The sequence below is a fragment of the Streptomyces sp. Tue6028 genome (genome assembly GCF_002300165.1).
In the GTDB taxonomy this organism is placed as follows: domain Bacteria; phylum Actinomycetota; class Actinomycetes; order Streptomycetales; family Streptomycetaceae; genus Streptomyces; species Streptomyces siamensis.
Map to the genome: position 1 here is coordinate 132289 of NZ_MLCE01000027.1, position 26719 is coordinate 159007.

The following is a 26719-nucleotide window of genomic DNA, read 5'->3' on the forward strand; positions in this document are numbered from 1 at the left end:
GCCGGGCGGTGCGGCCCGGTGCGGCGGACGGAAGGCGCTCAGCCGGCGTTCCGGATGGCCGAGATGTCGAAGTTCAGCTTGATCTTGTCGGAGACGAGGACGCCACCGGTCTCCAGCGCCGCGTTCCAGGTGAGACCCCACTCGGAGCGCAGGAGCTCGGACTTGCCCTCGAAGCCCACGCGCTCGTTGCCGAACGGGTCCTTCGCGGAACCGTTGAACTCCAGGTCGATGGAGATCTCCTTGGTCGTGCCGAGGATCTGCAGGTCGCCGGTGATTCGGTAGTCGTCGCCGCCGAGGGCCTCCGCCTTGGTGGACCGGAAGGTCATCGTCGGGAACTCGTCCGTCTTGAAGAAGTCGGAGCTCTTCAGGTGGCCGTCACGGTCGGCGGAACCGGTCTCGATGCTGTCCATCTTGATGTCGAGGTTCGCCGTGGACTTGGACGGGTCGCTGCCGTCCAGGTGGAGGGAGCCCGTGAAGTCGAGGAACGAACCCTTCACGTTCGTGACCATCGCGTGGCGCGCGACGAAGCCGATCGACGAGTGCGACGGGTCGATCGTGTAGTCGCCGGTCAGCGCGGCGAGGTCGGCGCTGACGGCGGCGGACGCCGGGGCGGCCGTGGCGGTGTCGTCGGTGTTCTTGCGGCCGAAGATGCCCATGACGTGCTCCTTAGGGGGACGGGTCGCGGATTCGGTCGGAAGCCGCGGTGCAATCTGTTGAATCTTCAACGAGGGGAACAAGAAGCACCGTAGACCTATTCCGTTCAAGTTTCAACATCATCCGTGGCGTGTCTACGACGTTACGACGTGTCATGCCCTTCCGCCTTCCGGGGGAGGGTGATCCGGCCGCCGGGCGAAGGCGCTCCGGCGGGCCCGGCAGGGGGACTCCGGGAGGCTCGGCGAGGGGACTCCGGGAGGCCCGGGGAGGGTGCTCCGGGAGGTTCGGCGATGGGACTTCGGGAGGCCCGGGGAGGGTGCTCACGGCCGGTCCGCGGCGGGGGCTCCGGCGCCGGAGGCGAGGGCCCGGGGCGGCGTGCTCCGGCAGCCGGAGACGGGGCGATCCGGTGCACTTCGGCCCTCCCGGGCACACAGGTCCCGACGCCCTCTGGCGAACGCGCGTAGACCTCGGGCACCATCTCCCTGCACCTGTACCTGCACCGCCTGCACAACCGCCCCACAGGAAGCACGGTCGTCCGCAGGAAGGTTCCCCATGAAGCTCCGCTCCGTCCTGACCGCCCTCGCCCTCGTCGTCGCCCCGGGCGTGGCCGTCATCGGCACCTCCACCGACGCCTTCGCCGTCACCAAGATCAGTCACGCCACGGCGACGTCGATGTTCCGCTCGTCCGGCATCACCTGGTCCTCGTCGGGTGGCTGCTCCGACCGGAACAACCCCACCTGTACGTCCTTCGAGCAGCTCAACCTCGCCACCGCGCAGGGCGCCCAGACCCTCAAGGGAGCCAGCGGCTGCGCGCTCAACATCACCGGCGGCACCGAGACCGGCCACGCGAGCGGCACCTACTCGCACTGGAACGGCTACAAGCTCGACTACGGCAAGAACACTTGCGTCACCGCGTACATCAAGAACAACTTCACCTACATCGGACTGCGCGGCGACGGCGCCCCGCAGTACAAGTCCGGCTCCGGCAACATCTACGCCGACGAGGGCAACCACTGGGACGTCCTCTACTACAACTGCGGCGGCTGCTAGGCATGACGGCCAGCCGCCGTACGTTCCTGCTGGCGGCCGCCCTCCTGGCGGCCGCCGCACCACCGGCGGGCGCCGCCTCGGCGGACGACGAGTACGCGCTGCTCCGCCGGCGCTGGCTGGGCATCGCGCTCGGCACCGGCTACGACCCCACGGCCGAGCCCTACGCCTCCCGGCTGCGCCGCACCGGCGAACTCGCCCGCGGTTTCGCGGAGTCCATGGCCCCGACGGCCGTGTCCCTCTGGCCGGACCACCCCTTCGACCCGCCCGCCGGCATCACCGCGAGCTACTCCAGGCTGTGGACGATGACGCAGGCGTACCTCCAGGAGGGCACCGGGTCGGCCGGCGACGAGAACCTCCTCGCGGACGTGATCCGCGGCCTCGACCACCTCTTTGCGGCGGTCTACAACCCGTCCACCACCCGGTACGGCAATTGGTGGGAGTGGCAGATCGGCAGCCCCCGGCTGCTCATGGACATCGTCGCCGCGCTCGACGAGGACCTCACCGACGCACACCGGGCGGCCGCCTGCGCGGCCGTGGACCACTTCGTCCCGGACGAGATGCTCCGCGACTACTCCGGCACCTCCACCGGCGCCAACCGCGTCGACCTGTGCCGGTCCGTGGCGCTGCGCGGCGTCCTCGGCCGGGCCCCCGACAAGATCGCACTGGCCCGGGACGCGCTCTCACCCGTCTTCCCGTACGTGACGTCCGGGGACGGGCTGTACGAGGACGGCTCCTTCGTGCAGCACGTCCAGGTCGCGTACTCGGGAACGTACGGCCAGGTCCTGCTCGACGGACTCGGCCGGCTCTTCGCGCTGCTCGCCGGATCGACGTGGGAGGTGACGGACCCCGACCGGCAGATCGTCCTGGACTCCGTCGAGTACGCCTTCGCGCCCCTCATCCACGACGGACTGGTGATGGACACCGTCAACGGGCGGGCCATCAGCCGGGGTTATCTGAAGAGCGACGACCAGCACGTCCTGCGCAGCGACCACTTCCACGGGCAGGCGCTGATCGCCGCGATCGCGCTGCTCGCCCAGGGCGCGAGCCCCGCCGAGCGGCAGCGCTGGCACGGCCTGATCAAGGGGTGGATCGCCCGGGACACGGTGAGCCCGATCCTCACGGCACCCCAGTTCGAGGTCGCCGACCTCGCGCGGCTGCACGCCGTCGCCGGCTCCGCCGCCCCGCCCGCCCCCGAACCCGTCGGCCCCCGCCTGTTCCCCGCGATGGACCGTGCCGTGCACCGCGGCCCCGGCTTCACCGCAGCGGTCTCGATGGCCTCCGAACGGATCGCGCACTACGAGTGCGGGAACGGCGAGAACCCGCGAGGCTGGCACACCGGCGCCGGCATGACGCTGTGGTGGGCCGAAGGGCACGCGGACCAGTACACGGACTGGTTCTGGCCCACGGTCGACTGGTACCGGCTGCCCGGAACGACCGTGTCCACCAAGCGGCTCGCCGACCGCGAGGGCGGCGAGTGGGGTGCGCCCCGACCCGCGGTGCGCTGGGTGGGCGGCGCGACGGACGGAACCTGCGCGGCCGTCGGACAGCATCTGAAGGGACTCGGCTCCACCCTCGAAGCCCGCAAGTCGTGGTTCTGCGCCGTCGACTGCCTCATCTGCCTCGGCGCCGGCATCACGGCCGCCGACGGGGTGCCCGTGGAGACGGTGGTGGACAACCGCAGCCTGGGGGAGGGCGGCACCGAGACGCTCACCGTCCGGCGCGGCTGGGCCCACCTCGAAGGCCACGGCGGATGGGTCTTCCCCGGCCCGGCCGGCACGTCGGTCCTGCGCACCCTGCGCGAGGACCGCACCGGCGCCTGGTCGGACATCAACACCACCAGCACCACCGAGCGGCGCACCCGGCGCTGGCAGACGCTCTGGCTGGACCACGGCACGGACCCGGTGGGAGCCGGTTACGCCTACGTCCTGATGCCGGGGGCCTCGCGCGCCGCCGTCGCGGCCCGGGCCGCCGATCGCGACTGGCTGCGCGTCCTCGCCAACGACGCCCGCCGGCAGGCCGTCCACGTGCCCTCCCTGGGGCTCACGGCGGCGAACTTCTGGCAGGCGGGCAGCGCGGGCCCGCTGAGCGCCACGGCAGGCGCCTGCGTCCTGGTACGCCGCCATGGCCACACCGCTACGCTCTCCGTCAGCGAACCGCCCCGTACGGGCGAGCCGCTGGAGGTCGTCTGGGACCGCCCGGTGCGCAGGGTCCTCAGGGCCGATCCGTCGGTCGAGGTGCTCGCCACAGGCCGCCGACTGAGGGTCCGTGTCACTCCGTCGATGGCATGCGCCACACATGAATGTGAGGTGGCTCTCAGCTGACGGCTTTGTGTGACCTCTACAAGCCGGAGGCCCTCTGAGCAGTCAGATCGCCTGCATGGGGTCGCGGTTCTGTTCAGGGCTACCAGTAAAACGGGCCGGAGACTGTACGGAGTCGACGGCTCGCTTTCCTTGCCGGGCTTCGTAAGGTCACTACATGACCGTTTTGGACGAGGCCGGCCCGACAGACTCCACGAGCGCCACAGGCGAACCCACGGACGCGCGCGGGCGCGTGGCCGAACTGCACGCGATCCGTGCGGAGGCGCTGCGGGGTCCCAGCGAGAAGGCGACCGAGGCGCAGCACGCCAAGGGCAAGCTGACCGCCCGGGAGCGCATCGAGCTGCTGCTGGACGCGGGCTCGTTCCAGGAGGTCGAGCAGCTGCGCCGGCACCGGGCGACCGGCTTCGGTCTGGAGGCCAAGAAGCCGTACACCGACGGTGTCATCACCGGCTGGGGCACGGTGGAGGGCCGCACGGTCTTCGTGTACGCCCATGACTTCCGCATCTTCGGCGGCGCGCTGGGCGAGGCCCACGCCACGAAGATCCACAAGATCATGGACATGGCCATCGCGGCCGGCGCGCCGCTGGTCTCCCTGAACGACGGCGCGGGCGCCCGGATCCAGGAGGGCGTCTCCGCCCTCGCCGGCTACGGCGGCATCTTCCAGCGCAACACCAAGGCCTCGGGCGTCATCCCGCAGATCTCGGTCATGCTCGGCCCGTGCGCGGGCGGCGCGGCGTACAGCCCCGCCCTCACGGACTTCGTGTTCATGGTCCGCGAGACGTCGCAGATGTTCATCACGGGCCCGGACGTGGTCAAGGCGGTGACGGGCGAGGAGATCACCCAGAACGGCCTGGGCGGCGCCGACGTGCACGCCGAGACGAGCGGTGTCTGCCACTTCGCCTACGACGACGAGGAGACGTGCATCGCCGAGGTGCGCTACCTCCTCTCGCTCCTCCCGCAGAACAACCGGGAGAACCCGCCGCGGGTGTCCTGTGAGGACCCGGCGGATCGCCGCTCGGACGTCCTGCTCGACCTGGTCCCCGCCGACGGCAACCGCCCGTACGACATGGCGAAGGTCATCGAGGAGCTCGTCGACGACGGCGACTACCTGGAGGTCCACGAGCGCTGGGCCCGCAACATCATCTGCGCGCTGGCCCGCCTCGACGGCCAGGTCGTCGGCATCATCGCCAACCAGCCGCAGACCCTCGCCGGCGTCCTGGACATCGAGGCATCCGAAAAAGCTGCGCGCTTTGTCCAAATGTGTGACGCTTTCAATATTCCGATCGTCACGCTGCTGGACGTACCGGGGTTCCTCCCCGGTGTCGACCAGGAGCACGGCGGGATCATCCGGCACGGCGCGAAGCTGCTGTACGCGTACTGCAACGCGACGGTCCCGCGGATCTCGCTGATCCTGCGCAAGGCGTACGGAGGTGCCTACATCGTCATGGACAGCCAGTCCATCGGGGCCGACCTCACCTTCGCCTGGCCGACGAACGAGATCGCCGTGATGGGTGCGGAAGGTGCGGCGAACGTCATCTTCCGCCGTCAGATCGCCGACGCCGCCGACCCCGAGGCCATGCGCGTCCGCATGGTCAAGGAGTACAAGGCCGAGCTGATGCACCCGTACTACGCGGCGGAGCGGGGCCTGGTCGACGATGTCATCGACCCGGCGGAGACCCGCGAGGTGCTGATCAAGTCGCTCGCGATGCTGCAGACCAAGCACGCGGACCTGCCGTCGCGCAAGCACGGCAACCCCCCGCAGTAACCCAGCGGATCCTCCGCGGTACCCCCGCGGAAACCTCTCTCACGGAGACTGAACCTATGAGCACCCCGGACATTCGCGTCGAGAAGGGCCACGCCGAGCCCGAGGAAGTCGCCGCCATCACGGCCATCCTCCTGGCCCGCGCCGCCGCCCAGCCGGACACCGCCCCGACCCACCGCGGCCGCGCCAAGGCAGGCTGGCGCCGCCTGGAGCGCGAGCCCGGCTTCCGCGCTCCGCACAGCTGGCACTGAGCCTTCGGGCTTGCGTGTGGCCCCGTTCCTCCTCGAGAGGAGCGGGGCCACTGTCCGTGTCAGGTGAGAGTGACCGTCACGCCGGGGAAGTCCAGGGCGCCGGGGTCTTCGGGCAGGACGCACCCCAAGAGGGAGAGCTGCTTCACCTTAGGGGGAACGAAATCGGGGCTCCTCAGCCAGGCGGTCACGTCGACACCGTGCAGGAACAGGTGTCGCTCGGGTACGGAGGACAAGGCGTTCAGGCCGGCGGGGACGTCGGGGTGGCTCATCGCCAGAGACAGGGAGGCGATGCCCGGGAGCTCGTACAGGGCAGTCAGGTCGGTGGTCGCGCTGGCGTCCCACACCGACACGAAGGACACCTTGGGTCCCAGGCTGAGGCCGTCCAGGCTCGGTGTCTCCGCGACGCTGAGGAACAGGTTCCGCAGAAGGTCCAGTTCACCCAGGGCTTCGAGATGCCTGAGAGGCATACCGCCGTACAGGCCGAGGGTGACGAGTTCCGGCTGCGTTCGAAGTATCGTGAGGTCGGCCTCGCCGCGGAGTTCCAGGAGGATGAGCTCCCTGAGGGGTGGGAGCTCGCCGACAGCGGCGAAGTCCGGCAGTGGGTACGCGATCCGCAGCTCGGTGAGGGACCGGAGACGGTGCAGACCACGCCACTGACCGGAGTGTGTGACGCGTACGGAGCGGCCCTTCAGCGGCAGACGACTCAACACCTTGTCGACGAAGGCGTCGCCGTCGAAGTACCCCCAGGCATTGATGAGCTCGTCGACGACGTCGGTTCGCTTGTCCGCCGTGTACCCGGCCAGCAGGCGCAGCGCGTCTTCTCCTCCGATCAGCGCCACGGTTCGCACGGTCTGCTTGGCGGCCTTCTCGGTCAGTTCGTCCAACGAGCGCGGCATCTGCCGCAGAAGGCTCGGGCCCACCGCTGCCAGTGCCGCCGGGTCGGTCGAGCGGCGGGCCGGAAGCAGCCGCGTCACCGCTTCCTCCAGTCGGTCGGTGAGGTCCTGCGACACGGACGTCAGCGTTTCCTGGCAGGAAGCGGCCAGCAGCCGCAGTGTGCGGGCGTGACGAGGCTCCTGCCCGGCCCTGTCGAGGATGCCACCCAGGAGCTCCTCGCGCTGACGACTGTTGGCGTGCCCGGCCGTCATGATGATCGTCTGTCGCCAGACGTCGAGGTGAGCCCGCTCGACGAGGTTGCCGATGTGGTCCTCTTCCGCTGCCTCTTCGGCCGCCAGGTACTCCTGGAAAGTGCGGTGCACGAAGTCCAATCGCCCCTGTGCAGGGGCCCGGAGCATCCCGGAGCGGTCCCGGAGCTGTTCCAGGACCTGCCTGCCGTCCAGCCCGTCCAGGTGGGGCATCGAGGCGAGCTTGCCCTCGACATGGACCGCGGCGCGCTCCAGAGCGATCTCGCTGCGGTTGTTGTCCGACAGGCGCCACGCCAGATTCCGCAGGATCACGAGCTTGTCGGCGAGACTCAGCTTGCTGTCCACCGCGCTCGGCACGTTCCGGTCCGCGTCCCGGTCGTGAACGAGGGTGTGCAGGGCGTTCCGATACAGCTCCATCCGGTCCCGTGGCAGCTGACTGCCCCGGTTGAGATGCATGGCGCACAACATTGCGGCGAGCAGGGGAGTGCCCGCCAGCGACTGAAGATGGGGACGGTCCTTGAGGCTGGTGAGCAAGGATTGCTCGTAGAGCGGGAGTTCCTCCACCGAACAGGGCAGTTCGTCGCCCAGTTCCCGAACCGCCTGATGCCACTGCCGAACGAAGGCCGCCAGGTCCGGCGGTGTCATCCGGTCCAGATGCAGAGCGGCGAAGTCCTCCTGACGCAGCCAGTCTGCGCCCGCCGCGGCCGGGCGGGAGGTGACCACCACGCGTACGTCGCCGTAAGTCCGTAGCACTTTGCGCAGCCAGTCCCGTACTCCGCGCCGCTCGCGGTCGAGGAGTTCGTCCACACCGTCGATCAGGAGCAGGGCGCTTCCCTGGTCGAGCTGCCGCTCCACCCAGCCTTTGGGCATGATGCCGGTGAGCGGTGCCGCAACCCCGTCGAGCATGGCTTCCGGTGTGGGCAGGTCGCGGTCGCTGTACTCGCGCAGCTTGACGAAGATCGGTGTGAGCCCGTTCCAGCCCGCGAGTGCCCCGGTAAAGGCACCCCGGGCCGCCGACACGGCCAGCCACCGCAGCAGAGTGGTCTTGCCGGAGCCCGCCTCACCTCGCAGCAGGACTCGCGAGGCGCCGCCGAGCGCGGCCTCCACCCGCATCCCTGAAGCCTCCTCCTCGTTCTCCCAGTCCCGCATGTCGACCCGCAGCCGTGGCAGCGTGCGTGCGCCGTGCGGCCGGGTGCCGTCGTCGCCGGTGGCCCGCAGGCTGACGTACGCGACGGAAAGCCGCACCTGCGCTGCCGCACGGTCGGAGGTACGTCGGAAGAGTTCCACCTCGTCCAGGTCCTCGCTGACGAGTTCCAGGTATCTGCGGCGGAAGGCGGTGTCCTGGTCGACGCCCTCCGGGGCGAACAGCGAGCGGTCCGGGAGCCGTTCCAGGACACGGGCCACCTCGCTGCCCAGGGTGGCGGTCCTGGCCAGTAGTTCGGCCAACACCCGCTCCTCGAAGACGGGAAGGCTGCGCACGATACGGACGTAGTACTCGCAGCACTCTGCGAAGAGCCGCTCGTACAGGCGGGTCTCCGGCTCGCTCAGACCGGTGGGTGAGCCGACCGTCCCCGTGATGCGGCGGATCAGCTCGGCCGGCCTGACGTTCACGGCCAACAAGGCCTCGTCCGACAGGTCCGCCCGCTCGAAGGTGTCACATACGGCGTTGATCACTGCCGTGCGACCGGACTCGTCGAGCCCCCGGAACTCGTGCTCCAGGAACGGTTCCACGCGATCGAACACCGCGTCGGCCATCTGTTCGAACTGGCGCTTCACGCTCCGCTGGAACTTCACTCCGGGCACCCTCACCCGGGCGAGCTCCTCGACCGGCATCCGGCGTTCCTGCTCCCGCCGTTTGCCGCCGAGCCACAGCTGTGCAGCCGCGTTCGCCACCGTTGTCCCCAGCCGTAACGCTGCCGTCTCCGCGAGCATCGATTCCCCTCCCCTTCGCGAACGAAGGCATTGTGGCAGGGGGGTACGACAAAGGGGCCCTTCCCATGGGAGAGGGCCCCTTCGGCGGAGGAGTGGCTAGCGCAGCCGCGCCATCAGCGCGTGCTCCACGAGCGTGATCAGCGCCGACTTGGCGTCCGCGCGGTGGCGGGCGTCCGTCGTGATGATCGGGGTGTCCGGGCCGATCTGCAGCGCCTCACGGACCTCGTCCGGCTGGTACGGCTGGTTGCCGTCGAAGCCGTTGAGGGCGATGACGAACGGCAGACCGCTGTTCTCGAAGTAGTCGACCGCGGGGAAGCAGTCGGCGAGACGGCGGGTGTCGACCAGGACGATCGCGCCGATGGCGCCGCGGACCAGGTCGTCCCACATGAACCAGAAGCGGTCCTGGCCGGGGGTGCCGAACAGGTAGAGGATCAGGTCCTGGTCCAGAGTGATGCGGCCGAAGTCCATGGCGACGGTGGTCGTCGTCTTGTCTCCGGTGTGCGTGAGGTCGTCGATGCCCGCGGAAGCGGACGTCATGACGGCCTCGGTGCGCAGCGGGTTGATCTCCGAGACGGCGCCGACGAACGTGGTCTTGCCCACGCCGAAGCCGCCCGCCACCACGATCTTCGCGGACGTGGTGGAGCGGGAAGGCCCTCCGCTAGAGCTTGCGAAGTCCACTGAGCACCCTTTCGAGCAAAGTCACGTCTGGCTGGCCACCGGCGTTTTCGTCGCCGCCGGGCTGATGGATGGCGACCAGTCCCGCCTCCGCCAAGTCGGCGACGAGGATCCTGGCCACGCCGAGGGGGATCGTCAGGAGGGCCGAGACCTCGGCCACCGACTTGATCTCTCGGCAGAGATTGCAGATCCGCTGATGCTCGGGCAACTGGCCCTGCATCTGGTGCGGCTGCGCGGTGGTGTGCACCAGCGCCTCGATGGCGAGCTGGTAGCGGGGCCTGGTGCGGCCGCCCGTCATGGCGTACGGGCGCACCAGCGGATTGTTCGACGAGCCGGCCGGTGACGGCTCGGGCGAGCGCCGCTGCGGCTGCACGGGCTGGATGCGCGGCGCCGGCGGCTGGTCGTACGGCGACGGACCAGGACCCTGAGGGCCCTGGGGCGCGTACGGCTGGCGCCGGTGGCTGGGCGCGGAGGGGAAGTTGTACCGGTTCGGGTTCTGCGAACCGTCACCCTGGCCGCCCTGCCCCTGACCGGGGCCGTACGACCAGTTACCCGAAGACGAACCGCCTGGGGGTGTTGCCACTTTCTCCTCCTCCGACTGTGCCGGGCACCCAACGCTGTGGGACCGCGTCCCGAAACCTTACGGCCCCGGGACGCCAAAACGCACCGTCTGTCTGCTAGTTGAGAAGGCTCCCCTGGAGCTCTGCTCGAAGATCTGGGGTCAGGACCGTGCCCGCACGGTCCACCAGAAGTGCCATCTCGTACCCAATGAGACCGATGTCCGCCTCCGGGTGTGCAAGGACGGCGAGCGAGGAACCATCAGAAACGGACATGATGAAGAGGAATCCCCGCTCCATCTCCACAACTGTCTGGTTCACGCTGCCGCCCTCGAAGATGCGGGAGGCACCCGCGGTCAACGAGGTCAGGCCGGACGCGACGGCCGCCAGCTGGTCGGCGCGGTCACGGGGAAAGCCTTCGGACATCGCCAGAAGGAGTCCGTCGGCGGAGACCACCACCGTGTGGGACACCCCGGGGGTGTTGTCCACGAAGTTGGTGATCAACCAGTTCAGGTTCTGTGCCGCCTGGCTCATCGGGCTCACACTAACGCTCCTGGTTGTAGGTGCTGTCAGGACCGAAGCCCTGGCCGTTCGTGTCACTGCTTGCATTGCGTCCCCGCTGTACGCCACGGCGCAGGTTGCTCAGCCTGCCCCGGACGTCCTCGGGTGCGCGGGAGACCTGGGGGCCGCCCTGTGGGGTCGATTCCGCGGTTCCCTCGACCAGGTTGGCCTTGGGCACCCGCCGCGGCAGGCCGGAGGACGTGACCCCGCCCGCCTTGGGCTTGCGGAGCTGCGACGCCTGCTGCCAGCGGTCGTCGTTGGACGAGCGCCACTCGGCGTTGCCGCCCGAGGCCGGAGCGTTGGACGTAGGCGCCGCCTGCTCCCGCTGCTCCGCGGGGCGCTGGCCGTTGCCGTTGACACCCGAGGAGGCGCCACGGCGCGGCAGCCCGGCATCGGTCAGCTGGTGGCCGCCCGAGGGGGCCGGGCCCGGACGGGTGAAGCCTACGCGGTCCTGCTCACTCACGTCAGCGGCCTGCGAGGATTCCGTTTCCGGAGCGTAGCCGGATCGGTACCCGCCCTCGTACGCGCCCTGCTGCGGCCAGTCGTCCTGGTAGGACGGCTCCTCGAAAGCGGAGAACGTCTCCGGGGCGGAACCCTGGACTCCCGCACGGGCATCCTGGCCCGGCTCCGCATACGCGGGCTCGGGGTAGCCACCGTTGGACGGGAAGTACGTCTCGTCATACGCCGTCTGCTGCGGGTCCTCGTACGCCGTCTGCTGGTCGTACCGGGCCTGCTGCTCGTCGTACGCGCCCTGACCGCCGTCGTAGGACGGGGCGCCGTTGTCGAACGCGGGACGCTCCGGGAAGTCCGCCTGGTAGCCCTGCGGCGCCTCGATGGCCTCGTGGCCCTGAGCCTGGGCCTCCAGGGCGGCGCGGCGCTCCTCGCGCATCAGCGAGCGGCCCACGGGGTCCAGGTCACGGATGTCGTCCGGGACCTCGGTGTAGCGGCTGTCGTCGAAGCCGAGTTCGGCGGCCGTGCGCAGCGGCTGCTGGCTGCCGAAGTCCTCACCCTGGAACGACTGCTGCTCGGGGATGATCTGGGACACGGTGAACTCGTCGCGCATCGGCTGCTGCTCGCCACCGCCACCATGGGTGATCGCGTCGGGGAGCATGACCAGCGAGGTGGTGCCGGCCTGCTCGCCCGAGGGGCGCAGCTGGACGCGGATGCCGTGCCGGTCGGACAGTCGGCCGACCACGAACAGACCCATGCGCTGCGAGATCGCCGCGTCCACGGTCGGCGGGTTGGCCAGCTTGTGGTTGATGTCCGCGAAGTCCTCGGCGGTGAGGCCGATTCCCTTGTCGTGGATCTCGACCATGATGCGGCCGTCCGGGAGACGGGTCGCGGTGACGCGGACCTTGGTCTGCGGCGAGGAGAACGTGGTGGCGTTCTCCAGGAGCTCGGCGAGCAGGTGCACGAGGTCGGTCACGGCGCGGCCGTGGATCTCGGCCTCCGGGACACCGGAGAGCTCGATGCGCTCGTACTGCTCCACCTCGGAGGAGGCGGCGCGCAGCACGTCGACCAGCGGAACCGGCTGGTCCCAGCGGCGGCCGGGCTCCTCGCCCGCGAGGACCAGGAGGTTCTCGCCGTTGCGGCGCATACGGGTCGCGAGGTGGTCCAGGCGGAAGAGGTTCTCCAGCTGGTCCGGGTCGGCCTCGTTGTTCTCCAGGTCGGTGATCAGGGTCAGCTGGCCCTCGATCAGCGACTGGTTGCGGCGCGACAGGTTGGTGAAGATCGCGTTGATGTTGCCCCGCAGGAGGGCCTGCTCGGCGGCGAGCCGGACGGCCTCGCGGTGGACCTGGTCGAAGGCGCGGGCGACTTCGCCGATCTCGTCCGTCGTGGTGATCGGGATGGGCTGGACCCGGGTGTCGACACGGCCCGGGTCGGTGCGCGAGAGCTGGTCGACCAGCATCGGCAGGCGCTGCTCGGCGACACCGAAGGCCGCGTTGCGCAGCTGGCGCATCGAGCGGCTCATCTGGCGCGCCACCATGCCGGCCAGGATGAACGCGGCGAGCAGGGCGACCACGACGACGGCACCGGTGATGATGGCGTCGGTCTTGGCGCTCGCGGAGATGTCCGCGGCTTCGGCCACGGCCTTGTCGGCGAGGTCCGACTCGATCTGGCGGTAGGCGTCGTACTTGGCGGTGTTCACGACCCACCAGTTCTGCGCGGTGACGCCCTTGGCGGTCAGACCGTCGAGGGCGGCCTGCTGCGGGGACTTCAGGCCCGCCAGCAGGGCGACCATGTCAGTGGGCTTCGACGGCGGCGGGGTGTAGGTCTGGCCCTTGGCGGCGGCGGCCGCGCCGGCCTCCTTCGCCTTGGCCGTCAGATCGGTCTTGATCTGGACCTGGGCCGCGTCGAGCTTGTCGGCGTCGGCCTGGGTGCCACCACCGAGGTACTCCTCGACGGCGATGCCTTCGAGGTAGGCGTAGGAGGAGAGGGCGACCCGCTGGGAGGCGAGGCTTCCCTTGCCCGGACCGGGCTTGACCAGCATGTGCATACCGATGGACCGCTCCAGCGACAGCGCGGCCTTGGACAGCGAGATCGCGTAGACCGTACGGCCGTAGCTGGTGATGTTTCCGGTGCCCAGACCGAGCTCGTTGGCGAACTCCATCAGCGGGTGCTGGATCTGGAGGTAGCCCTCCTCGGTCTTCACCCCCTCTGTCCTGGAGGAGTAGGCGATCTTGCGCAGGGAGTCCAGACCGGGCTCGACCTTGCGGAAGATATCGAGCCGGCGCTCCAGGCCCGCCGTCTTCGGCATGTTCTGGGCGGCCTCGTCGAAGACGTCGGCGGCCTCGTCGGTGGCCTTGCGGGCCTTGACGACCGTCGGGTCGTCCTGGCCGGCACCGCTCAGCAGGGGCTGGGCGGTGATGTCGCGCTCCTCGAACAGCTTGTCGCCGTAGTTCAGCGCGGCCTGCACCAGACGGGCCGTCTTCTCGGCGTCCTGGGCCTCCTGCCAGGTGTTGATCGAGCTCTTCACCTGGAAGCCGCCCATGACGAGGCCGACCACCACGGGTATGAGCAGGATCGCGTTCAGCCTGGTGGGCACACGCCAGTTGCGCGGGGAGAGACGGCCGCCGCTCGGAGCGGGCGCCGCCGTGGGCTCCTGAACGGGCACTTGTGCGGGAGCCGCTCCGCGCGGCGGCGGGGTGAAGTTGCCCCGTGCCGACGGCTCGGGACCGTTCTTGCTTCGCCTCACTCGACCAACAACCTCTCGGCGTCGGCACCTACGTTGTGCCGCGGTATCTCCAGCGCCCTTGACTACTGGGCAGTTCAGCGCATTCCAGCACGTCAGGCGGCGCCCTTCCAAACACTCGGAATCGACGGTTCCGAGTGGCGCAGGCCCCAGATAAAACGGTCATAAAGAGCGAGCCCCGCCAAAAGGCGGGGCTTTTGTGAGCGCAGCGGTACCGGGTGACCGCGATGCGTGTCTGCGTCTGTGAAATTCTCTGTCGAAACGTTATGAACACTGTGGCCGACCGTGTCAAACGACACAGCCGGCTCCAATGTGTCTACGACAACTTCCGTACATGGCCTTGCACTTGGGTGCTATCGCAGGCGAGCCATGAGGGCGTGCTCGACCAGCGTGATCAGCGCGCTCTTCGCATCCGCACGGTGCCGGGCGTCCGTCGTGATGATCGGGGCGTCCGGTCCGATCTGGAGCGCCTCGCGCACCTCTTCGGGGTTGTACGGCTGATGTCCGTCGAAGCCGTTGAGGGCGATGACGAACGGCAGACCGCTGTTCTCGAAGTAGTCGACCGCGGGGAAGCAGTCGGCGAGACGGCGGGTGTCCACCAGGACCACCGCACCGATGGCACCGCGGACCAGGTCGTCCCACATGAACCAGAAGCGGTCCTGGCCCGGCGTACCGAAGAGGTACAGGATCAGGTCCTGGTCCAGGGTGATGCGGCCGAAGTCCATGGCCACCGTGGTGGTGGTCTTGTCCCCGGTGTGGGTCAGGTCGTCGATGCCCGCGGAAGCGGACGTCATGACGGCCTCCGTGCGCAGCGGGTTGATCTCCGAGACGGCACCCACGAACGTGGTCTTGCCGACGCCGAAGCCACCCGCCACCACGATCTTCGCGGAGGTGGTCGCCCGGCCTCCGTCAGAGCTTGCGAAGTCCACTGAGCACCCTTTCGAGCAAAGTCACGTCCGGCGCGCCGCCGTTGTTCTCGTCGCCGCCCGGCTGGTGAATGGCGACGAGTCCGGCCTCCGCGAGGTCCGCGACGAGGATCCTGGCTACACCGAGCGGCATGGACAGGAGGGCCGACACCTCGGCCACCGACTTCACCTCACGGCAGAGGTGGCAGATCCGCTGATGCTCGGGGAGCAGACCCATCAGCTGTGCCGGGTCGGCCGTGGTGCTGATCAGCGCCTCGATGGCGAGTTGGTACCGCGGCCGGGTCCGGCCGCCGGTCATCGCGTACGGACGTACCAGCGGCTGGTCGCCCTCATCCTCGTACGGCTGCGCGTACGGATCATGAGAGGCGGTGGGCGGGGTCATGAATCCTCCGGGCTGGACAGCAAGTCGGTCAGTCGTGCCGTCTGTTGGGGCCGGTGGGGGGATTGTGTCGGCCGGACGGTGATTTCGTGCTGTGGGTAGAACCCAGGGCCGTCAGTGGAGCAGACTTCCCTGTAGTTCGGCGCGCAGGTCCGGCGTGAGCACTGCGCCCGCGCGGTCGACGAGCAGCGCCATCTCGTAGCCGACGAGACCGATGTCGCACTCCGGGTGGGAGAGGACCGCCAGGGACGATCCGTCCGAGATGGACATCAGGAAAAGAAAACCGCGTTCCATCTCCACGACCGTCTGCGCCACGGTGCCGCCCTCGAAGATCCGGGAGGCCCCGGCCGTCAGCGAGGTGAGACCGGACGCGACGGCCGCGAGCTGGTCCGCGCGATCGCGGGGAAAGCCTTCGGACATCGCCAGAAGGAGTCCGTCGGCGGACACGACGACGGTGTGGGACACCCCGGGGGTGTTGTCCACGAAGTTGGTGATCAACCAGTTGAGGTTCTGTGCCGCCTGGCTCATCGGGCTCAACTAACGCTCCTGCTGGTGAGTGGGGCTGGGGAAGCTGCCGGTCTGGCCGGTACCGGCCTGGCGACCCTGCTGGATGCCCCGACGGAGATTGGTCAGCCGGCCGCGTACGTCATCGGGCGCACGCGAGACCTGCGGACCGCTTTGGTGCGATTGCTGCTGTGCCGTACCCGCGACGAGGTTCGCCCGCGGGACGCGGCGCGGCAGGCCGGAGGTGGTGACCCCGCCCGCCGACGGTTGACGGACGCGTTCTGCCTGCCGGACGAGGTCGTCGTTCGGCGAGGTGCGCCACGAGGCAGCGGCCGGTGCGGCAGCCGGACGCTGCGGAGCCGAGGGAGCCTGCGGCTGCTGCGCAGCCTGCGGCGAACCCTGGGAACCGTTGTGCTGGACGCCCTGGGAGTGGGCGCCGTTCGCCTGACCGTGGAACCAGTTGGTCTCCAGCGTGTCGTACAGCGGCGTACGTCCGTCACCGGGGCCGGGCGCCGGCGGCAGCGCCTCGGGCTCCTGACGGGGGGCCCGCTGCTGCGGCTGCGGGCGCTGGGGGGCGCCGGGCCTCTCGAACTGACCGGTGGAGGACGGGTCCTGGCCGTTGCCGTAGCCGGGGACCGCGAACTGGCCGGTGGACGAGGGGTCCTGGCCGTTGCCGTAACCCGGCCGGGCGAACTGGCCGGTGGAGGACGGGTCCTGACCGTTGCCGTAACCCGGCATCGCGAACTGGCCCGTGGACGACGGGCTCTGCTGCGCGGGCGCCTGGTGGGAGGCGTTGAAGACGTCGGGACGGACGAACTGACCGGTGTTCTGTCCGGAGTTCTGCGGCGCACCGGCACCGGGGCGCGGAGCGTCGAAGTCGGGACGGGCGAACTCGGACGTGGAGCCGGGGCCTTGACGGTCGTCGATCCGCGGCATGCGCGAGGTGGTGTCGGGCTCCTCGTGACCACGCGGGGCGTCGAGGGACGCGCGCGGCACCGGCGGCTGCGCGTTCTCGTCGCTCCAGCTCGGCACACGGGGCTGCTGGTCGCCACCGGACAGCTCGGCACGCGCACCACCGCGGCCGGGAAGCTGCGGCCTGCGGCGTCCGGTCTTGCCACCCGTCGGCTGCTGCTGCGTCGGCGCGGCCGCGGGGCCGCTGTCACCGAAGCCGCTCTGGCGCGTACCGGCTCCGCCCTGACGGGCACCGGGCGCGTCGCCGAAGCCGCCGCCCTGGCGGGAACCGTCACCGAAGCCCTGGACGGAACCGGGCCCGGCCGCCTGGAGACCCTGCGGCGCACCCGGGGTGCCCTGCCCGAAGCCACCGGCGCCGGCTCCGGCCGGAGCCGGCCTGCCCTGCTGACCGGAAGCCGGACCCTGCTGACCACGCGCTCCACCCGGAGCGCCCGGACGACCGCCCTGGTTGCTGCCCGGCAGCGCGGCCCGCGGGCCCTGCCCCGAGCCGACCTGTCCGCGCTGCGGCGGGGCGCCGAGGCGGCCACCGCCGGCGGCCGGAGCACCGGCACCGAGCGACGGGCCACCCTGTGAGCCATTGCCGCGGCGGGCCGCGGCGACACCGGCGGCCGCCTGCGCGGCGGCGGGACCGCCACCGCCCGGGGCGCCCTGGCCGGGCTTGCCCGGAGTGGGCTTCTTGGCGCCCTGGGCGACATCGACGGGCAGCATGACCAGCGCGGTCGTACCACCGGAGTCGGACGGGCGGAGCTGGATGCGGATGCCGTGGCGCTGCGACAGACGACCGACCACGAACAGACCCATGCGGCGGGACACCGAGACGTCCACGGTGGGCGGCGAGGCGAGCCGCTCGTTGATCGCCGCGAGGTCCTCGGGGGAGAGGCCGATGCCGGTGTCGTGGATCTCGATCAGCACGCGGCCGTCGGGCAGCGCGTGACCGGTGACCTTGACCTTGGTCTGCGGCGAGGAGAACGAGGTCGCGTTCTCGAGCAGCTCCGCGAGGAGGTGCACGAGGTCGTTGACGACGCGGCCGGCGACCTCGGTGGTCGGCACGGCGGCCAGTTCGATGCGCTCGTACTGCTCCACCTCGGACGCGGCGGCGCGGAGCACGTCGACCAGCGGGACCGGGCGGGTCCAGCGGCGGCCGGGCTCTTCACCCGCGAGGACGAGGAGGTTCTCGCCGTTACGGCGCATGCGGGTCGCGAGGTGGTCGAGCTTGAACAGCGACGACAGCTGGTCCGGGTCGGCCTCGCGGGACTCGAGCTCGGAGATCAGCGACAGCTGGCGCTGGATGAGGCCCTGGGAACGGCGCGAGAGGTTGGTGAACATCGCGTTGACGTTGCCCCGCAGAAGGGCCTGCTCGGCGGCGAGGCGGACCGCCTCGCGGTGCACGTCGTCGAAGGCCGCGGCCACCTGGCCGATCTCGTCCCGGGAGTGCACACCGACCGACTCGACGGACGTGTCGACGTCCTGCGGGTCGGACTCGGACAGCTGCTTGACCAGCTCGGGCAGGCGGTCCTGGGCGACCTTGGTCGCGGTGTCCTGGAGGCGGCGCAGCGAGCGGATCATGGAGCGGGCCACGACGAAGGCGCCGACGAGGGAGACACCGAGGACGATGAGGATCAGCGCACCCGAGATGATCGCTTCGCTCTCGGACTCGTTGCGCAGCTGACGGGCCTTCTGCTCCATCTGGCCGAGCAGCGTGGTCTCGATCTTCGACATCACCTCGATCTTGGCGGAGTCGTCGTCGACCCAGTCCTTGTACGAGCGCTTGGTCTGCGTCTTGAGACCGTCCGGGCCGCCGAGCACACGCTTGGCGTACTGGTCGGCGGACTGGATGGTCGGGTTGTCGCCCTCCACGGGCTTGAGGAGCTCGGTGACGCCCTCGCCGTAGATGTTCTTGAAGCCGCTGATCTCCGACTCCTGGCTCTCCTGGGCGGAGAGCGCGTACTGCCGGTCGTTCTCGGACAGCGTGCCGAAGGTGGACTTGGTCTCGGGCAGCGCGGCGGCGATGACGGCGCGCTGGACGGAGGCGTACTCCTTGGCGGAGGAGAAGGCGGACAGCGCGCGGGTGCGCTGGATCATCTCCGGGTTGCTGGTCGCCTCGGCCATGTCCTGCGAGAGCGCGAGCAGCTGGGTGACGAGGCGGTGGTAGGCCTCGACCGTCTGCGTCGAGTTCTTCGGGTCGTTGTAGGCGTCGCTGCGGATGCTGCTCAGCTTGTTCAGCTCGCCCGCGATACCGACGAGGCTGTCACGGACGCCGGACAGCTGTCCCTTCGCCGTGGCGTCGTCGATCTCCTGCGTGCCCTGGAGGAAGTGCTTCTTGGCGACATCCGTGGCGTCGCGGACGCCCTTGACCGTGTAGTCGGTGGCCGAGGCGCCGTGCGCCAGCGGGCCGGCCGACTGGTCGCGCTCCTTCTGGAGCGCAGCGGCGAGCTCGGTCGCCTGCTTGGTCATGTCGGTCAGCAGCTTCATGTTGTCGAGCTGCTGGATGTCGTCCATCGACTGGTTGATGCGCAGCGCACCCAGCGAGGTCGCGGCGACCACGGGGAGCGCTAGCAGCGAGACCAGTCGCGTCGAGATGCGCCAGTTGCGCAGGGCCACGCGTGAGCCGGGGCCGGTCGGGCCCTTCGGCTTCGCGGCCGGTGTGGCGGGAGCCTTGGCCTTGGCGCCGGGGCGAGCGGAGTCACCGCTGCCGCCGAGCTCTGCCGGTCCCGGGTTCTGGGCGTGCTGGGGCGAGGAACCGCGGTCGGTCCCGCCGCGCGGCTCCGGCTCCGCCGAAGCGCTGCCATCCCTCTTGAAACGTCCCTGCACTAGCGTCGCAACCTCTGGACCAGGCGTCCCACCGGTGATACGGCGGGACGGTGTCGGCGTCGTTCAAGGGCGCAGATGCGCCCCCTGGTGGTCGTGAGTGACCGGCGCAGGTTCCCCCTTACCGCCGCCAATCGGCGCTGCGTTGCGCCCCTGCGCGCCGGTTCGATCCCGCGGCGGTCCGTGGAATTCCAGCACAGTGCAGGATCTCCAACAAGGCCCGAGAGCCAGGCTGTGACCTCCGTGACACCTTGTGAGTGCAGCGTCACGAGACGTAGAAAGTGATCTCGTACATAACGGGCGTATGCCTACGAGGTGTTGGGGTGTGCCGGGTGTCCCAGTCGCCATGATCAGGAGCGGAATGTTTGCTTCAATGGAGCAATGTCCGTTTCGCCAGGCCGAGTTGGGGGTCTGAATTGACCGGTTTGCCTGCTAGTAAGTGAGGAAACTCACATGGCGATCATGGCCTCTTCGCGGCTTCGCCGGGGAATTGCATGTTTAGCCTGGCGCTTTACAGGGATGGCGAATCCGACAACCCGCGCCGGAATGGGGGCTTTTGAGCCCGCCCGGCGCCCCTCACGACAAGGTCGAGTACACCGGTGAAGACGACGATGATGTTCCGCAACATAGCCAACCCGCGACGCACGACGCTGGCGCACCTCGAGGACGCCGACGCGCTGCAGACGCCGGACCAGCCGGAGCACTCGGTCGATCTTCCCACCCAGACCGCCAACCCGCGCCGCACCGTCCTGATGGAAGCCCCGGTCGCGGCCTCCGTCGCCCAGTAGTACGCACACGGGCGGCCGGCCGCTCAACACGAGCCCGCACGGATCCTCGCGCCGGCCGCCCCGCTTCCGCAGACCGGCCCGTACGCCGGGGGCGTGCCGCGGCGCACCCCCGGAAGGCCGGTCCGCCCGTCGACGGCGCGTACGACGTCCAGGAGCGCGGCCACGTACGCACCACCCGGTGCGCCCGCGGATATGCGCGAGGCGCGGAGCCCTCCCCGCGTTAGCCTGGAGCGTCAGACTCCAGCCAGCTCAGTGAGGGGCGCAAGGATCCCGTGCGCATCGCCAGATTCTCCATCGACGGCAACGTCGCTTTCGGCGCGGTCGAGGGCGACAAGCCGGACGAGCTCGTCCTCGACATCATCAAGGGCATCCCGTTCGCGGACTTCGAGCTCTCCGGTACGAAGGTCCCGCTGAGCAAGGTCAGGCTGCTGCCGCCCGTGCTCCCCAACAAGGTCGTGGCCTTCGGCCGCAACTACGCGGAGCACGCCAAGGAGCTCGGCAACGAGGTGCCCGACGCCCCGTTCGCCTTCTTCAAGCCGTCGACCTCGGTGATCGGCCCCGGCGACGAGATCCAGTACCCCTCCTTCTCGAACGAGCTGCACCACGAGGCCGAGCTGGCGGTCGTCATCGGCCGCATGTGCCGCGAGGTCCCGCGCGAACGCGTCAAGGACGTCGTCCTCGGCTACACCTGCGCCAACGACATCACCGCCCGTGACGTCCAGAAGCGCGAGAAGCAGTGGGCGCGGGCCAAGGGCTTCGACACCTCCTGCCCGCTCGGCCCCTGGGTCGAGACGGACCTGGACCCGAGCGACCTGACCATCCAGCTCACGGTCAACGGGCAGCAGCGCCAGCTCGGCCGCACCAGCGAGATGATCCACTCCGTCGAGGACCTGATCGTCAACATCACCGAGGCCATGACGCTGCTCCCCGGCGACGTCATCCTCACCGGCACCCCGGCTGGGGTCGGCCCCCTGAACGTCGGCGACGAGGTCGCCGTCACCATCGAAGGCATCGGCACTCTCACCAACAAGGTGATCAAGCGTGGCTAACGCGAACTCCCCCAAGTCCTCGACTCCGCTCGGACAGGGGGTGCCCCCACGCGTACGTTTCTGTCCGTCCCCGACCGGCAACCCCCACGTGGGCCTGGTCCGCACCGCCCTGTTCAACTGGGCGTTCGCCCGGCACAACGAAGGCACCCTGGTCTTCCGCATCGAGGACACCGACGCGGCCCGCGACTCCGAGGAGTCGTACGACCAGCTGCTCGACGCGATGCGCTGGCTGGGCTTCGACTGGGACGAGGGCCCCGAGGTCGGCGGCCCGCACACGCCGTACCGCCAGTCGCAGCGCATGGACATCTACAAGGACGTCGCGCAGAAGCTCCTGGACGCCGGGCACGCCTACTACTGCTACTGCTCCACCGAGGAGCTGGACGCCCGCCGCGAGGCCGCCCGCGCCGCCGGCAAGCCGTCCGGCTACGACGGCCACTGCCGTGACCTGAGCGCCGAGCAGACCGAGGCCTACAAGGCCGAGGGCCGCACGCCCATCGTCCGCTTCCGCATGCCTGACGAGACGATCACCTTCACCGACCTGGTCCGCGGCGAGATCACCTACCTCCCGGAGAACGTGCCGGACTACGGCATCGTCCGTGCGAACGGCGCGCCGCTCTACACCCTGGTGAACCCGGTCGACGACGCGCTGATGGAGATCACCCACGTCCTGCGCGGCGAGGACCTGCTCTCCTCCACCCCTCGCCAGATCGCCCTCTACAAGGCGCTCACCGAGCTGGGCATCGCCAAGGAGACCCCGGCCTTCGGCCACCTGCCGTACGTCATGGGCGAGGGCAACAAGAAGCTCTCCAAGCGGGACCCGCAGTCCTCGCTCAACCTCTACCGGGAGCGCGGTTTCCTTCCCGAGGGTCTGCTCAACTACCTCTCCCTCCTGGGCTGGTCGCTCTCGGCGGACCGCGACATCTTCACGATCGGGGAGATGGTCGCCGCCTTCGACGTCACGGACGTCAACCCCAACCCGGCCCGCTTCGACCTGAAGAAGGCCGAGGCCATCAACGCCGACCACATCCGCATGCTCGACGTGAAGGAGTTCACCGAGCGCTGCGCCCCCTGGCTGCGGGCACCGTTCGCGCCCTGGGCGCCCGAGGACTTCGACGAGTCGAAGTGGCAGGCGGTCGCCCCGCACGCGCAGTCCCGTCTCAAGGTCCTCTCCGAGATCACGGAGAACGTCGACTTCCTGTTCCTGCCGGAGCCCGTCTCCGACGAGGCGTCCTGGGCGAAGGCGATGAAGGAGGGGTCGGACGCGCTGCTGCGCACCGCGCGCGAGAAGCTCGCCGGCGCCGACTGGACCGACCCGGAGTCCCTCAAGGAGGCCGTCCTGGCCGCAGGTGAGGAGCACGGTCTCAAGCTCGGCAAGGCGCAGGCCCCGGTCCGTGTCGCCGTCACCGGCCGCACGGTCGGCCTCCCGCTCTTCGAGTCCCTGGAGATCCTGGGCAAGGAGAAGACGCTGGCCCGCATCGACGCCGCGCTGGCGAAGCTGTAGCCGTCCGTCCCGGAAAAGGGGGTGGCGTCCGGTCCGGACGCCGCCCCCTTTTCCGTGTTCTCCTCGTCACATCCCGGACGCGTGTTCGTCGCGCGAGCGAGGGACAGGCGAGCGGGCCGCGCGCTACGGTCGGACCATGAACATCGAGGCCGTGGTCTGGGACGTCGACGACACGATCTTCGACTACACGGCCGCGGACCGGGCCGGAATGCGTGCCCACCTGGACGCCGAGGGCCTCCTGGGCGCCTACGAATCCGTCGATCAGGCACTCGCACGCTGGCGTGAGGTCACCGACCAGCAGTGGGCCAGGTTCTCCGCCGGGGAGTCGGACTGGGAGGGGCAGCGGCGCGAACGGGTGAGGGTCTTTCTGGGGGAACGGCTGAGCGACGCCGAGGCCGACGCGTGGTTCCAGCGCTACGCGGGGCACTACGAAGCCTCGTGGGCCCTCTTCCCCGACGTGGTGCCCGCCCTGGACGCCCTCGCGGCCAGCCACCGGCACGCCGTCCTCTCCAACTCCAGCCTGCAGAGCCAGGACCGCAAGCTCCGCGTCCTCGGCGTGCGCGACCGCTTCGAGTCGGTCCTGTGCGCGGCCGAGCTGGGCGTCTCCAAGCCCGCCGCGGCGGCCTTCCACGCGGCCTGCGACGCGCTCGCGCTGCCCCCGCACCGGGTCGCCTATGTCGGCGACCACCCGGAGATCGACGGCCGCGGCGCTGCCGACGCCGGCCTGCTCTCCGTCTGGATCGACCGTGGTGGCGCGCACACCGTGGTGGACGGCGTGGCACCCGGTCCGCGCCGCATCGCCTCGCTCGCCGAACTGCCCGCGATCCTCGGCGCGGATACCCGTTTTGGAGCGCCGTCCACCTTCAGGTAATGTTCTTCCTGCGCCGCCGGGGAGCGGGCCGAAAGGCCGGGAACCGGAGGAGCGAACTAGAACAAGAACCCCTCCGGGGCTTGCGTTCCAGTGGCCTATGGTGTAATTGGCAGCACGACTGATTCTGGTTCAGTTAGTCTTGGTTCGAGTCCAGGTAGGCCAGCTCGCAGAGCTCATCTGCAACCGCGGAGATCGACTCCGCAAAGCCCCCGTTGTGTAGCGGCCTAGCACGCTGCCCTCTCAAGGCAGTAGCGCCGGTTCGAATCCGGTCGGGGGTACAGATCCTTCCCAAGGGAGACAGTCCGGGTCGCACCCGCTGACTCTCATGCAGGATCGCTAGGGCCCCCGTTGTGTAGCGGCCTAGCACGCCGCCCTCTCAAGGCGGTAGCGCCGGTTCGAATCCGGTCGGGGGTACGCAGTTGGTCTAAACCATATTGGTCTATGGTGTAATTGGCAGCACGACTGATTCTGGTTCAGTTAGTCTAGGTTCGAGTCCTGGTAGACCAGCTCGGATCTGCGGAAACGCAAGATCCTCGCCCCCGTTGTGTAGCGGCCTAGCACGCCGCCCTCTCAAGGCGGTAGCGCCGGTTCGAATCCGGTCGGGGGTACCACAGCAAGGCCCTTCGCTTCGGCGGAGGGCCTTTGCCGTGCCCGGCGCCGGCTACTCGAAGCCGTACCGCCGTGTCGTCTCCTCCTCCTGGGCCAGCCGGTGCAGCGACTGCAGGATCGGCTCGTTGATGATCGCCCCCAGGATCGCCCACTCGATCCGCTCCTCCTCGGAGGGTTGCGTCTCCATGTTGTCCAGGTCGAGGACGGCTGTCCGGTACATCAACTCGGCGTACGGCACGAGCAGTTCGGCCCCGAAGCCATAGCCGAGCCGGCGGAACGCGGCCACCGCCACCACCAGCGAGCGGTACGCCGGGGAGATGGTCGAGAGCCGCTTGGCGTTCTCCCAGCCGAGCCGGTCGAGGAGCGCGGCGGCCTCCTGGTGCGCGGCCCGGACGTACTCGTCGTCCTCGTCGGGCTCCGGCACCTGCGGCAGCGCCCACACCGCCGCGCCCAGGCGGAGCGCGCGGCCCAGGGAGTCGTCGTCCACGTGCCCGAGCACTTCCCGGACGGTCGCCACGGGGAGCCGGCCGACCTGGATCATCGCCCGCACCAGCCGCAGCCGGCGCAGGTGCTCCTCGTCGTACTCGGCGGTCCTCGCGTTGATCTGGCGGCCCGGCGCCAACAGTCCCTCGCGCAGGTAGTACTTGATCGTCGCGATGGGCACACCGCTGCGCTCGCTCAACTCGGCCAGCCGCATCCTCTTGCGCCTCTCCTAGGGAAGTGCCACTATCCAATCACTGCACAGAAGGATAGTGCCGGTATCCAATTCTGGAATCAGGGGGACACCATGTTCGCAAAGCCGTTTCCGGGCCTCAGTACTGCGGCCGTCGAGGGCGATGCGGTGGTCCTGCTGATCGGCATGCGTATCAACCACTTCTGGGCGGTGCACCAGTGGCTGCCGGTCATGCTGTCGATGAAACGCATGCTGGGGGAGCTTGCTCGCGACAGCAGCCGGGGGCTGCTGGGCCACGTCCTGCTGACCGCCTCGCCGCGGACGTACTACGTGGTCCAGTACTGGGAGTCGAAGGAGAAGCTCTACGCCTACGCGTCCTCGCCCGACATGTTGCACCACAAGGCGTGGGCGACCATCAACCGCATGGACCGGGCCGGGAAGCTGCGCCAGCACGTGGGGCGCTGGCACGAGGCGTACGTCGTGCCCGAGGGCTCGTACGAGTCCATCTACGCGGACATGCCGGCCTTCGGGCTGGCGGCCGCGCACGGGGTGCTGCCGGTCGAGAAGCGGGGGCGGCGGGCCGCGGACCGGTACGCGTACCGCTCGTCCGGGGCGGCCGAAGGGGCCGAGCCGGCCGAGAAGGCCGGGTGACCCGGGCACTGACCAGGGGGGACGGGGGAAATCGGGGAGGGTCTGCCGCGGCGTTGAGGCAGGCCCTCCCCGGTTGTCGTACCCGGAAGGTCAGCCCGTGCGGCGCAGGGCCTCGGAGAGGCGGGCGGCGGCGTCGATGACCGCCTGGGCGTGCATACGGCCCGGATGGCGCGTGAGGCGCTCGATCGGTCCGGAGACCGAGACGGCGGCCACGACGCGGTTCGAGGGGCCGCGCACCGGCGCGGAGACGGACGCGACGCCCGGCTCGCGCTCGCCGATCGACTGCGCCCAGCCGCGGCGCCGCACGCCCGACAGCGCCGTCGCCGTGAAGCGGGCGCCCTGGAGGCCGCGGTGCAGCCGCTCCGGCTCCTCCCAGGCCATCAGGATCTGGGCCGAGGAGCCGGCCTTCATCGTGAGCGTGGAACCGACCGGGACCGTGTCCCGCAGGCCGGACAGCCGCTCGGCCGCGGCGACGCAGATGCGCATGTCGCCCTGGCGCCGGTAGAGCTGCGCGCTCTCGCCCGTGATGTCCCGCAGATGCGTGAGCACCGGGCCCGCCGTCGCGAGGAGACGGTCCTCGCCGGCGGCCGCGGCCAGCTCGGCGAGGCGGGGGCCGAGAATGAAACGGCCCTGCATGTCGCGCGCCACCATGCGGTGGTGTTCAAGTGCCACGGCGAGGCGATGTGCCGTGGGTCGTGCCAGTCCGGTCGCCGCGACCAGGCCCGCGAGGGTGGCCGGACCGGACTCCAGTGCGCTCAGGACAAGGGCTGCCTTGTCCAGAACGCCGACGCCGCTACTGTTGTCCATGCAACGATACTCGCGTCTCACTCTGTGAAACGCAAGTTCAATTTTCCGTGGAACGCGCCACCCTTGTAGACACAGCGGCCCGCGGA

General features: G+C 69.7%; 21 protein-coding genes and 5 tRNA genes. 14 read left to right on the forward strand and 12 right to left on the reverse strand.

Translation table 11 applies throughout. The features are described 5' to 3' along the window. Positions 1-38: 38 nt before the first annotated feature. The gene (locus BKI49_RS26870) at positions 39-656 is read right to left on the reverse strand and encodes a YceI family protein (protein ID WP_095936856.1); all 618 of its coding nucleotides are present in this window, start codon (positions 654-656) and stop codon (positions 39-41) included. Positions 657-1206: 550 nt separating this feature from the next. Between BKI49_RS26870 and BKI49_RS26875 the strand changes: the two genes are divergently transcribed. The 4 genes from BKI49_RS26875 (at position 1207) to BKI49_RS26890 (ending at position 6035) form a co-directional block, all read left to right on the forward strand. Next, positions 1207-1704, forward strand: coding sequence for a hypothetical protein (locus tag BKI49_RS26875; RefSeq protein ID WP_028802389.1), 498 nt, complete (start codon positions 1207-1209; stop codon positions 1702-1704). 2 nt (positions 1705-1706) lie between these two features. Next, positions 1707-4025 (forward strand): polysaccharide lyase 8 family protein, encoded by a 2319-nt coding sequence (locus tag BKI49_RS26880; protein ID WP_095936857.1) that lies wholly within the window; start codon positions 1707-1709, stop codon positions 4023-4025. A gap of 154 nt (positions 4026-4179) precedes the next feature. Then, the gene (locus tag BKI49_RS26885) at positions 4180-5787 is read left to right on the forward strand and encodes an acyl-CoA carboxylase subunit beta (RefSeq protein WP_095936858.1); all 1608 of its coding nucleotides are present in this window, start codon (positions 4180-4182) and stop codon (positions 5785-5787) included. A 56-nt stretch (positions 5788-5843) separates the two neighbouring features. Then, positions 5844-6035: an acyl-CoA carboxylase subunit epsilon gene (locus BKI49_RS26890; RefSeq protein ID WP_028802392.1), complete on the forward strand. Its 192-nt coding sequence runs from the start codon at positions 5844-5846 to the stop codon at positions 6033-6035. Between the two features lie 59 nt (positions 6036-6094). Here BKI49_RS26890 and BKI49_RS26895 read toward each other — a convergent pair whose 3' ends face one another. The 9 genes from BKI49_RS26895 to BKI49_RS26935 form a co-directional block, all read right to left on the reverse strand. Next, entirely contained in the window at positions 6095-9109 is a 3015-nt protein-coding gene (locus BKI49_RS26895; RefSeq protein ID WP_095936859.1) for an NACHT domain-containing protein, read from the reverse strand. Between the two features lie 96 nt (positions 9110-9205). Next, a complete protein-coding gene (locus BKI49_RS26900; protein WP_071369867.1) occupies positions 9206-9787 on the reverse strand; it encodes a GTP-binding protein in 582 nt (193 codons plus the stop codon). Continuing rightward, positions 9768-10367, reverse strand: coding sequence for a DUF742 domain-containing protein (locus BKI49_RS26905; protein ID WP_095936860.1), 600 nt, complete (start codon positions 10365-10367; stop codon positions 9768-9770). Before BKI49_RS26905 ends, BKI49_RS26900 begins: the two co-directional genes overlap by 20 nt. A gap of 94 nt (positions 10368-10461) precedes the next feature. After that, a complete protein-coding gene (locus tag BKI49_RS26910; protein ID WP_005479603.1) occupies positions 10462-10875 on the reverse strand; it encodes a roadblock/LC7 domain-containing protein in 414 nt (137 codons plus the stop codon). 10 nt (positions 10876-10885) lie between these two features. Further along, positions 10886-14098, reverse strand: a complete 3213-nt coding sequence (locus tag BKI49_RS26915; protein ID WP_179332590.1) for a sensor histidine kinase — start codon at positions 14096-14098, stop codon at positions 10886-10888. Between the two features lie 350 nt (positions 14099-14448). After that, positions 14449-15024 carry a GTP-binding protein gene (locus tag BKI49_RS26920; protein ID WP_028802395.1) on the reverse strand — a complete coding sequence of 192 codons (576 nt, stop codon included), beginning with the start codon at positions 15022-15024 and terminating at the stop codon, positions 14449-14451. Then, positions 15005-15403: a DUF742 domain-containing protein gene (locus tag BKI49_RS26925; protein WP_095936861.1), complete on the reverse strand. Its 399-nt coding sequence runs from the start codon at positions 15401-15403 to the stop codon at positions 15005-15007. Before BKI49_RS26925 ends, BKI49_RS26920 begins: the two co-directional genes overlap by 20 nt. A 111-nt stretch (positions 15404-15514) precedes the next feature. Then, a complete protein-coding gene (locus BKI49_RS26930; protein WP_095936862.1) occupies positions 15515-15928 on the reverse strand; it encodes a roadblock/LC7 domain-containing protein in 414 nt (137 codons plus the stop codon). Between the two features lie 9 nt (positions 15929-15937). Beyond that, positions 15938-19687 (reverse strand): sensor histidine kinase, encoded by a 3750-nt coding sequence (locus tag BKI49_RS26935; protein WP_095936863.1) that lies wholly within the window; start codon positions 19685-19687, stop codon positions 15938-15940. A gap of 596 nt (positions 19688-20283) precedes the next feature. On the opposite strand from BKI49_RS26935, the gene BKI49_RS26940 reads away from it, so the two are divergent. The 9 genes from BKI49_RS26940 (at position 20284) to BKI49_RS26980 (ending at position 24504) form a co-directional block, all read left to right on the forward strand. Beyond that, the gene (locus tag BKI49_RS26940; RefSeq protein ID WP_028802399.1) at positions 20284-20472 is read left to right on the forward strand and encodes a hypothetical protein; all 189 of its coding nucleotides are present in this window, start codon (positions 20284-20286) and stop codon (positions 20470-20472) included. 272 nt (positions 20473-20744) lie between these two features. After that, positions 20745-21521 carry a fumarylacetoacetate hydrolase family protein gene (locus BKI49_RS26945; RefSeq protein WP_095936864.1) on the forward strand — a complete coding sequence of 259 codons (777 nt, stop codon included), beginning with the start codon at positions 20745-20747 and terminating at the stop codon, positions 21519-21521. Next, positions 21514-23022 (forward strand): glutamate--tRNA ligase, encoded by a 1509-nt coding sequence (gene gltX, locus BKI49_RS26950; protein ID WP_179332591.1) that lies wholly within the window; start codon positions 21514-21516, stop codon positions 23020-23022. The genes BKI49_RS26945 and gltX overlap by 8 nt, the downstream gene beginning before the upstream one ends. Before the next feature lie 136 nt (positions 23023-23158). After that, positions 23159-23893, forward strand: coding sequence for an HAD family hydrolase (locus BKI49_RS26955; protein WP_095936866.1), 735 nt, complete (start codon positions 23159-23161; stop codon positions 23891-23893). A 91-nt stretch (positions 23894-23984) separates the two neighbouring features. After that, positions 23985-24056 (forward strand) — tRNA-Gln (locus BKI49_RS26960). A gap of 42 nt (positions 24057-24098) precedes the next feature. Continuing rightward, positions 24099-24171 (forward strand) — tRNA-Glu (locus BKI49_RS26965). A gap of 63 nt (positions 24172-24234) precedes the next feature. Next, positions 24235-24307: transfer RNA gene (locus tag BKI49_RS26970), tRNA-Glu, on the forward strand. Positions 24308-24328: 21 nt separating this feature from the next. Then, positions 24329-24400, forward strand: a tRNA-Gln gene (locus BKI49_RS26975). A gap of 28 nt (positions 24401-24428) precedes the next feature. Beyond that, positions 24429-24504, forward strand: a tRNA-Glu gene (locus tag BKI49_RS26980). A 50-nt stretch (positions 24505-24554) separates the two neighbouring features. Here the strand turns inward: BKI49_RS26980 and BKI49_RS26985 are convergent. Beyond that, complete coding sequence (locus BKI49_RS26985; RefSeq protein ID WP_095936867.1) at positions 24555-25199, reverse strand: MerR family transcriptional regulator; 645 nt, start codon at positions 25197-25199, stop codon at positions 24555-24557. Between the two features lie 90 nt (positions 25200-25289). Here BKI49_RS26985 and BKI49_RS26990 point away from each other — a divergent pair, with 90 nt between their 5' ends. After that, positions 25290-25826 carry a DUF4188 domain-containing protein gene (locus BKI49_RS26990; protein WP_095936868.1) on the forward strand — a complete coding sequence of 179 codons (537 nt, stop codon included), beginning with the start codon at positions 25290-25292 and terminating at the stop codon, positions 25824-25826. Between the two features lie 90 nt (positions 25827-25916). Here the strand turns inward: BKI49_RS26990 and ndgR are convergent, their stop codons facing one another. Then, positions 25917-26633: an IclR family transcriptional regulator NdgR gene (ndgR, locus tag BKI49_RS26995; RefSeq protein WP_007384919.1), complete on the reverse strand. Its 717-nt coding sequence runs from the start codon at positions 26631-26633 to the stop codon at positions 25917-25919. Between the last annotated feature and the right edge of the window lie 86 nt (positions 26634-26719).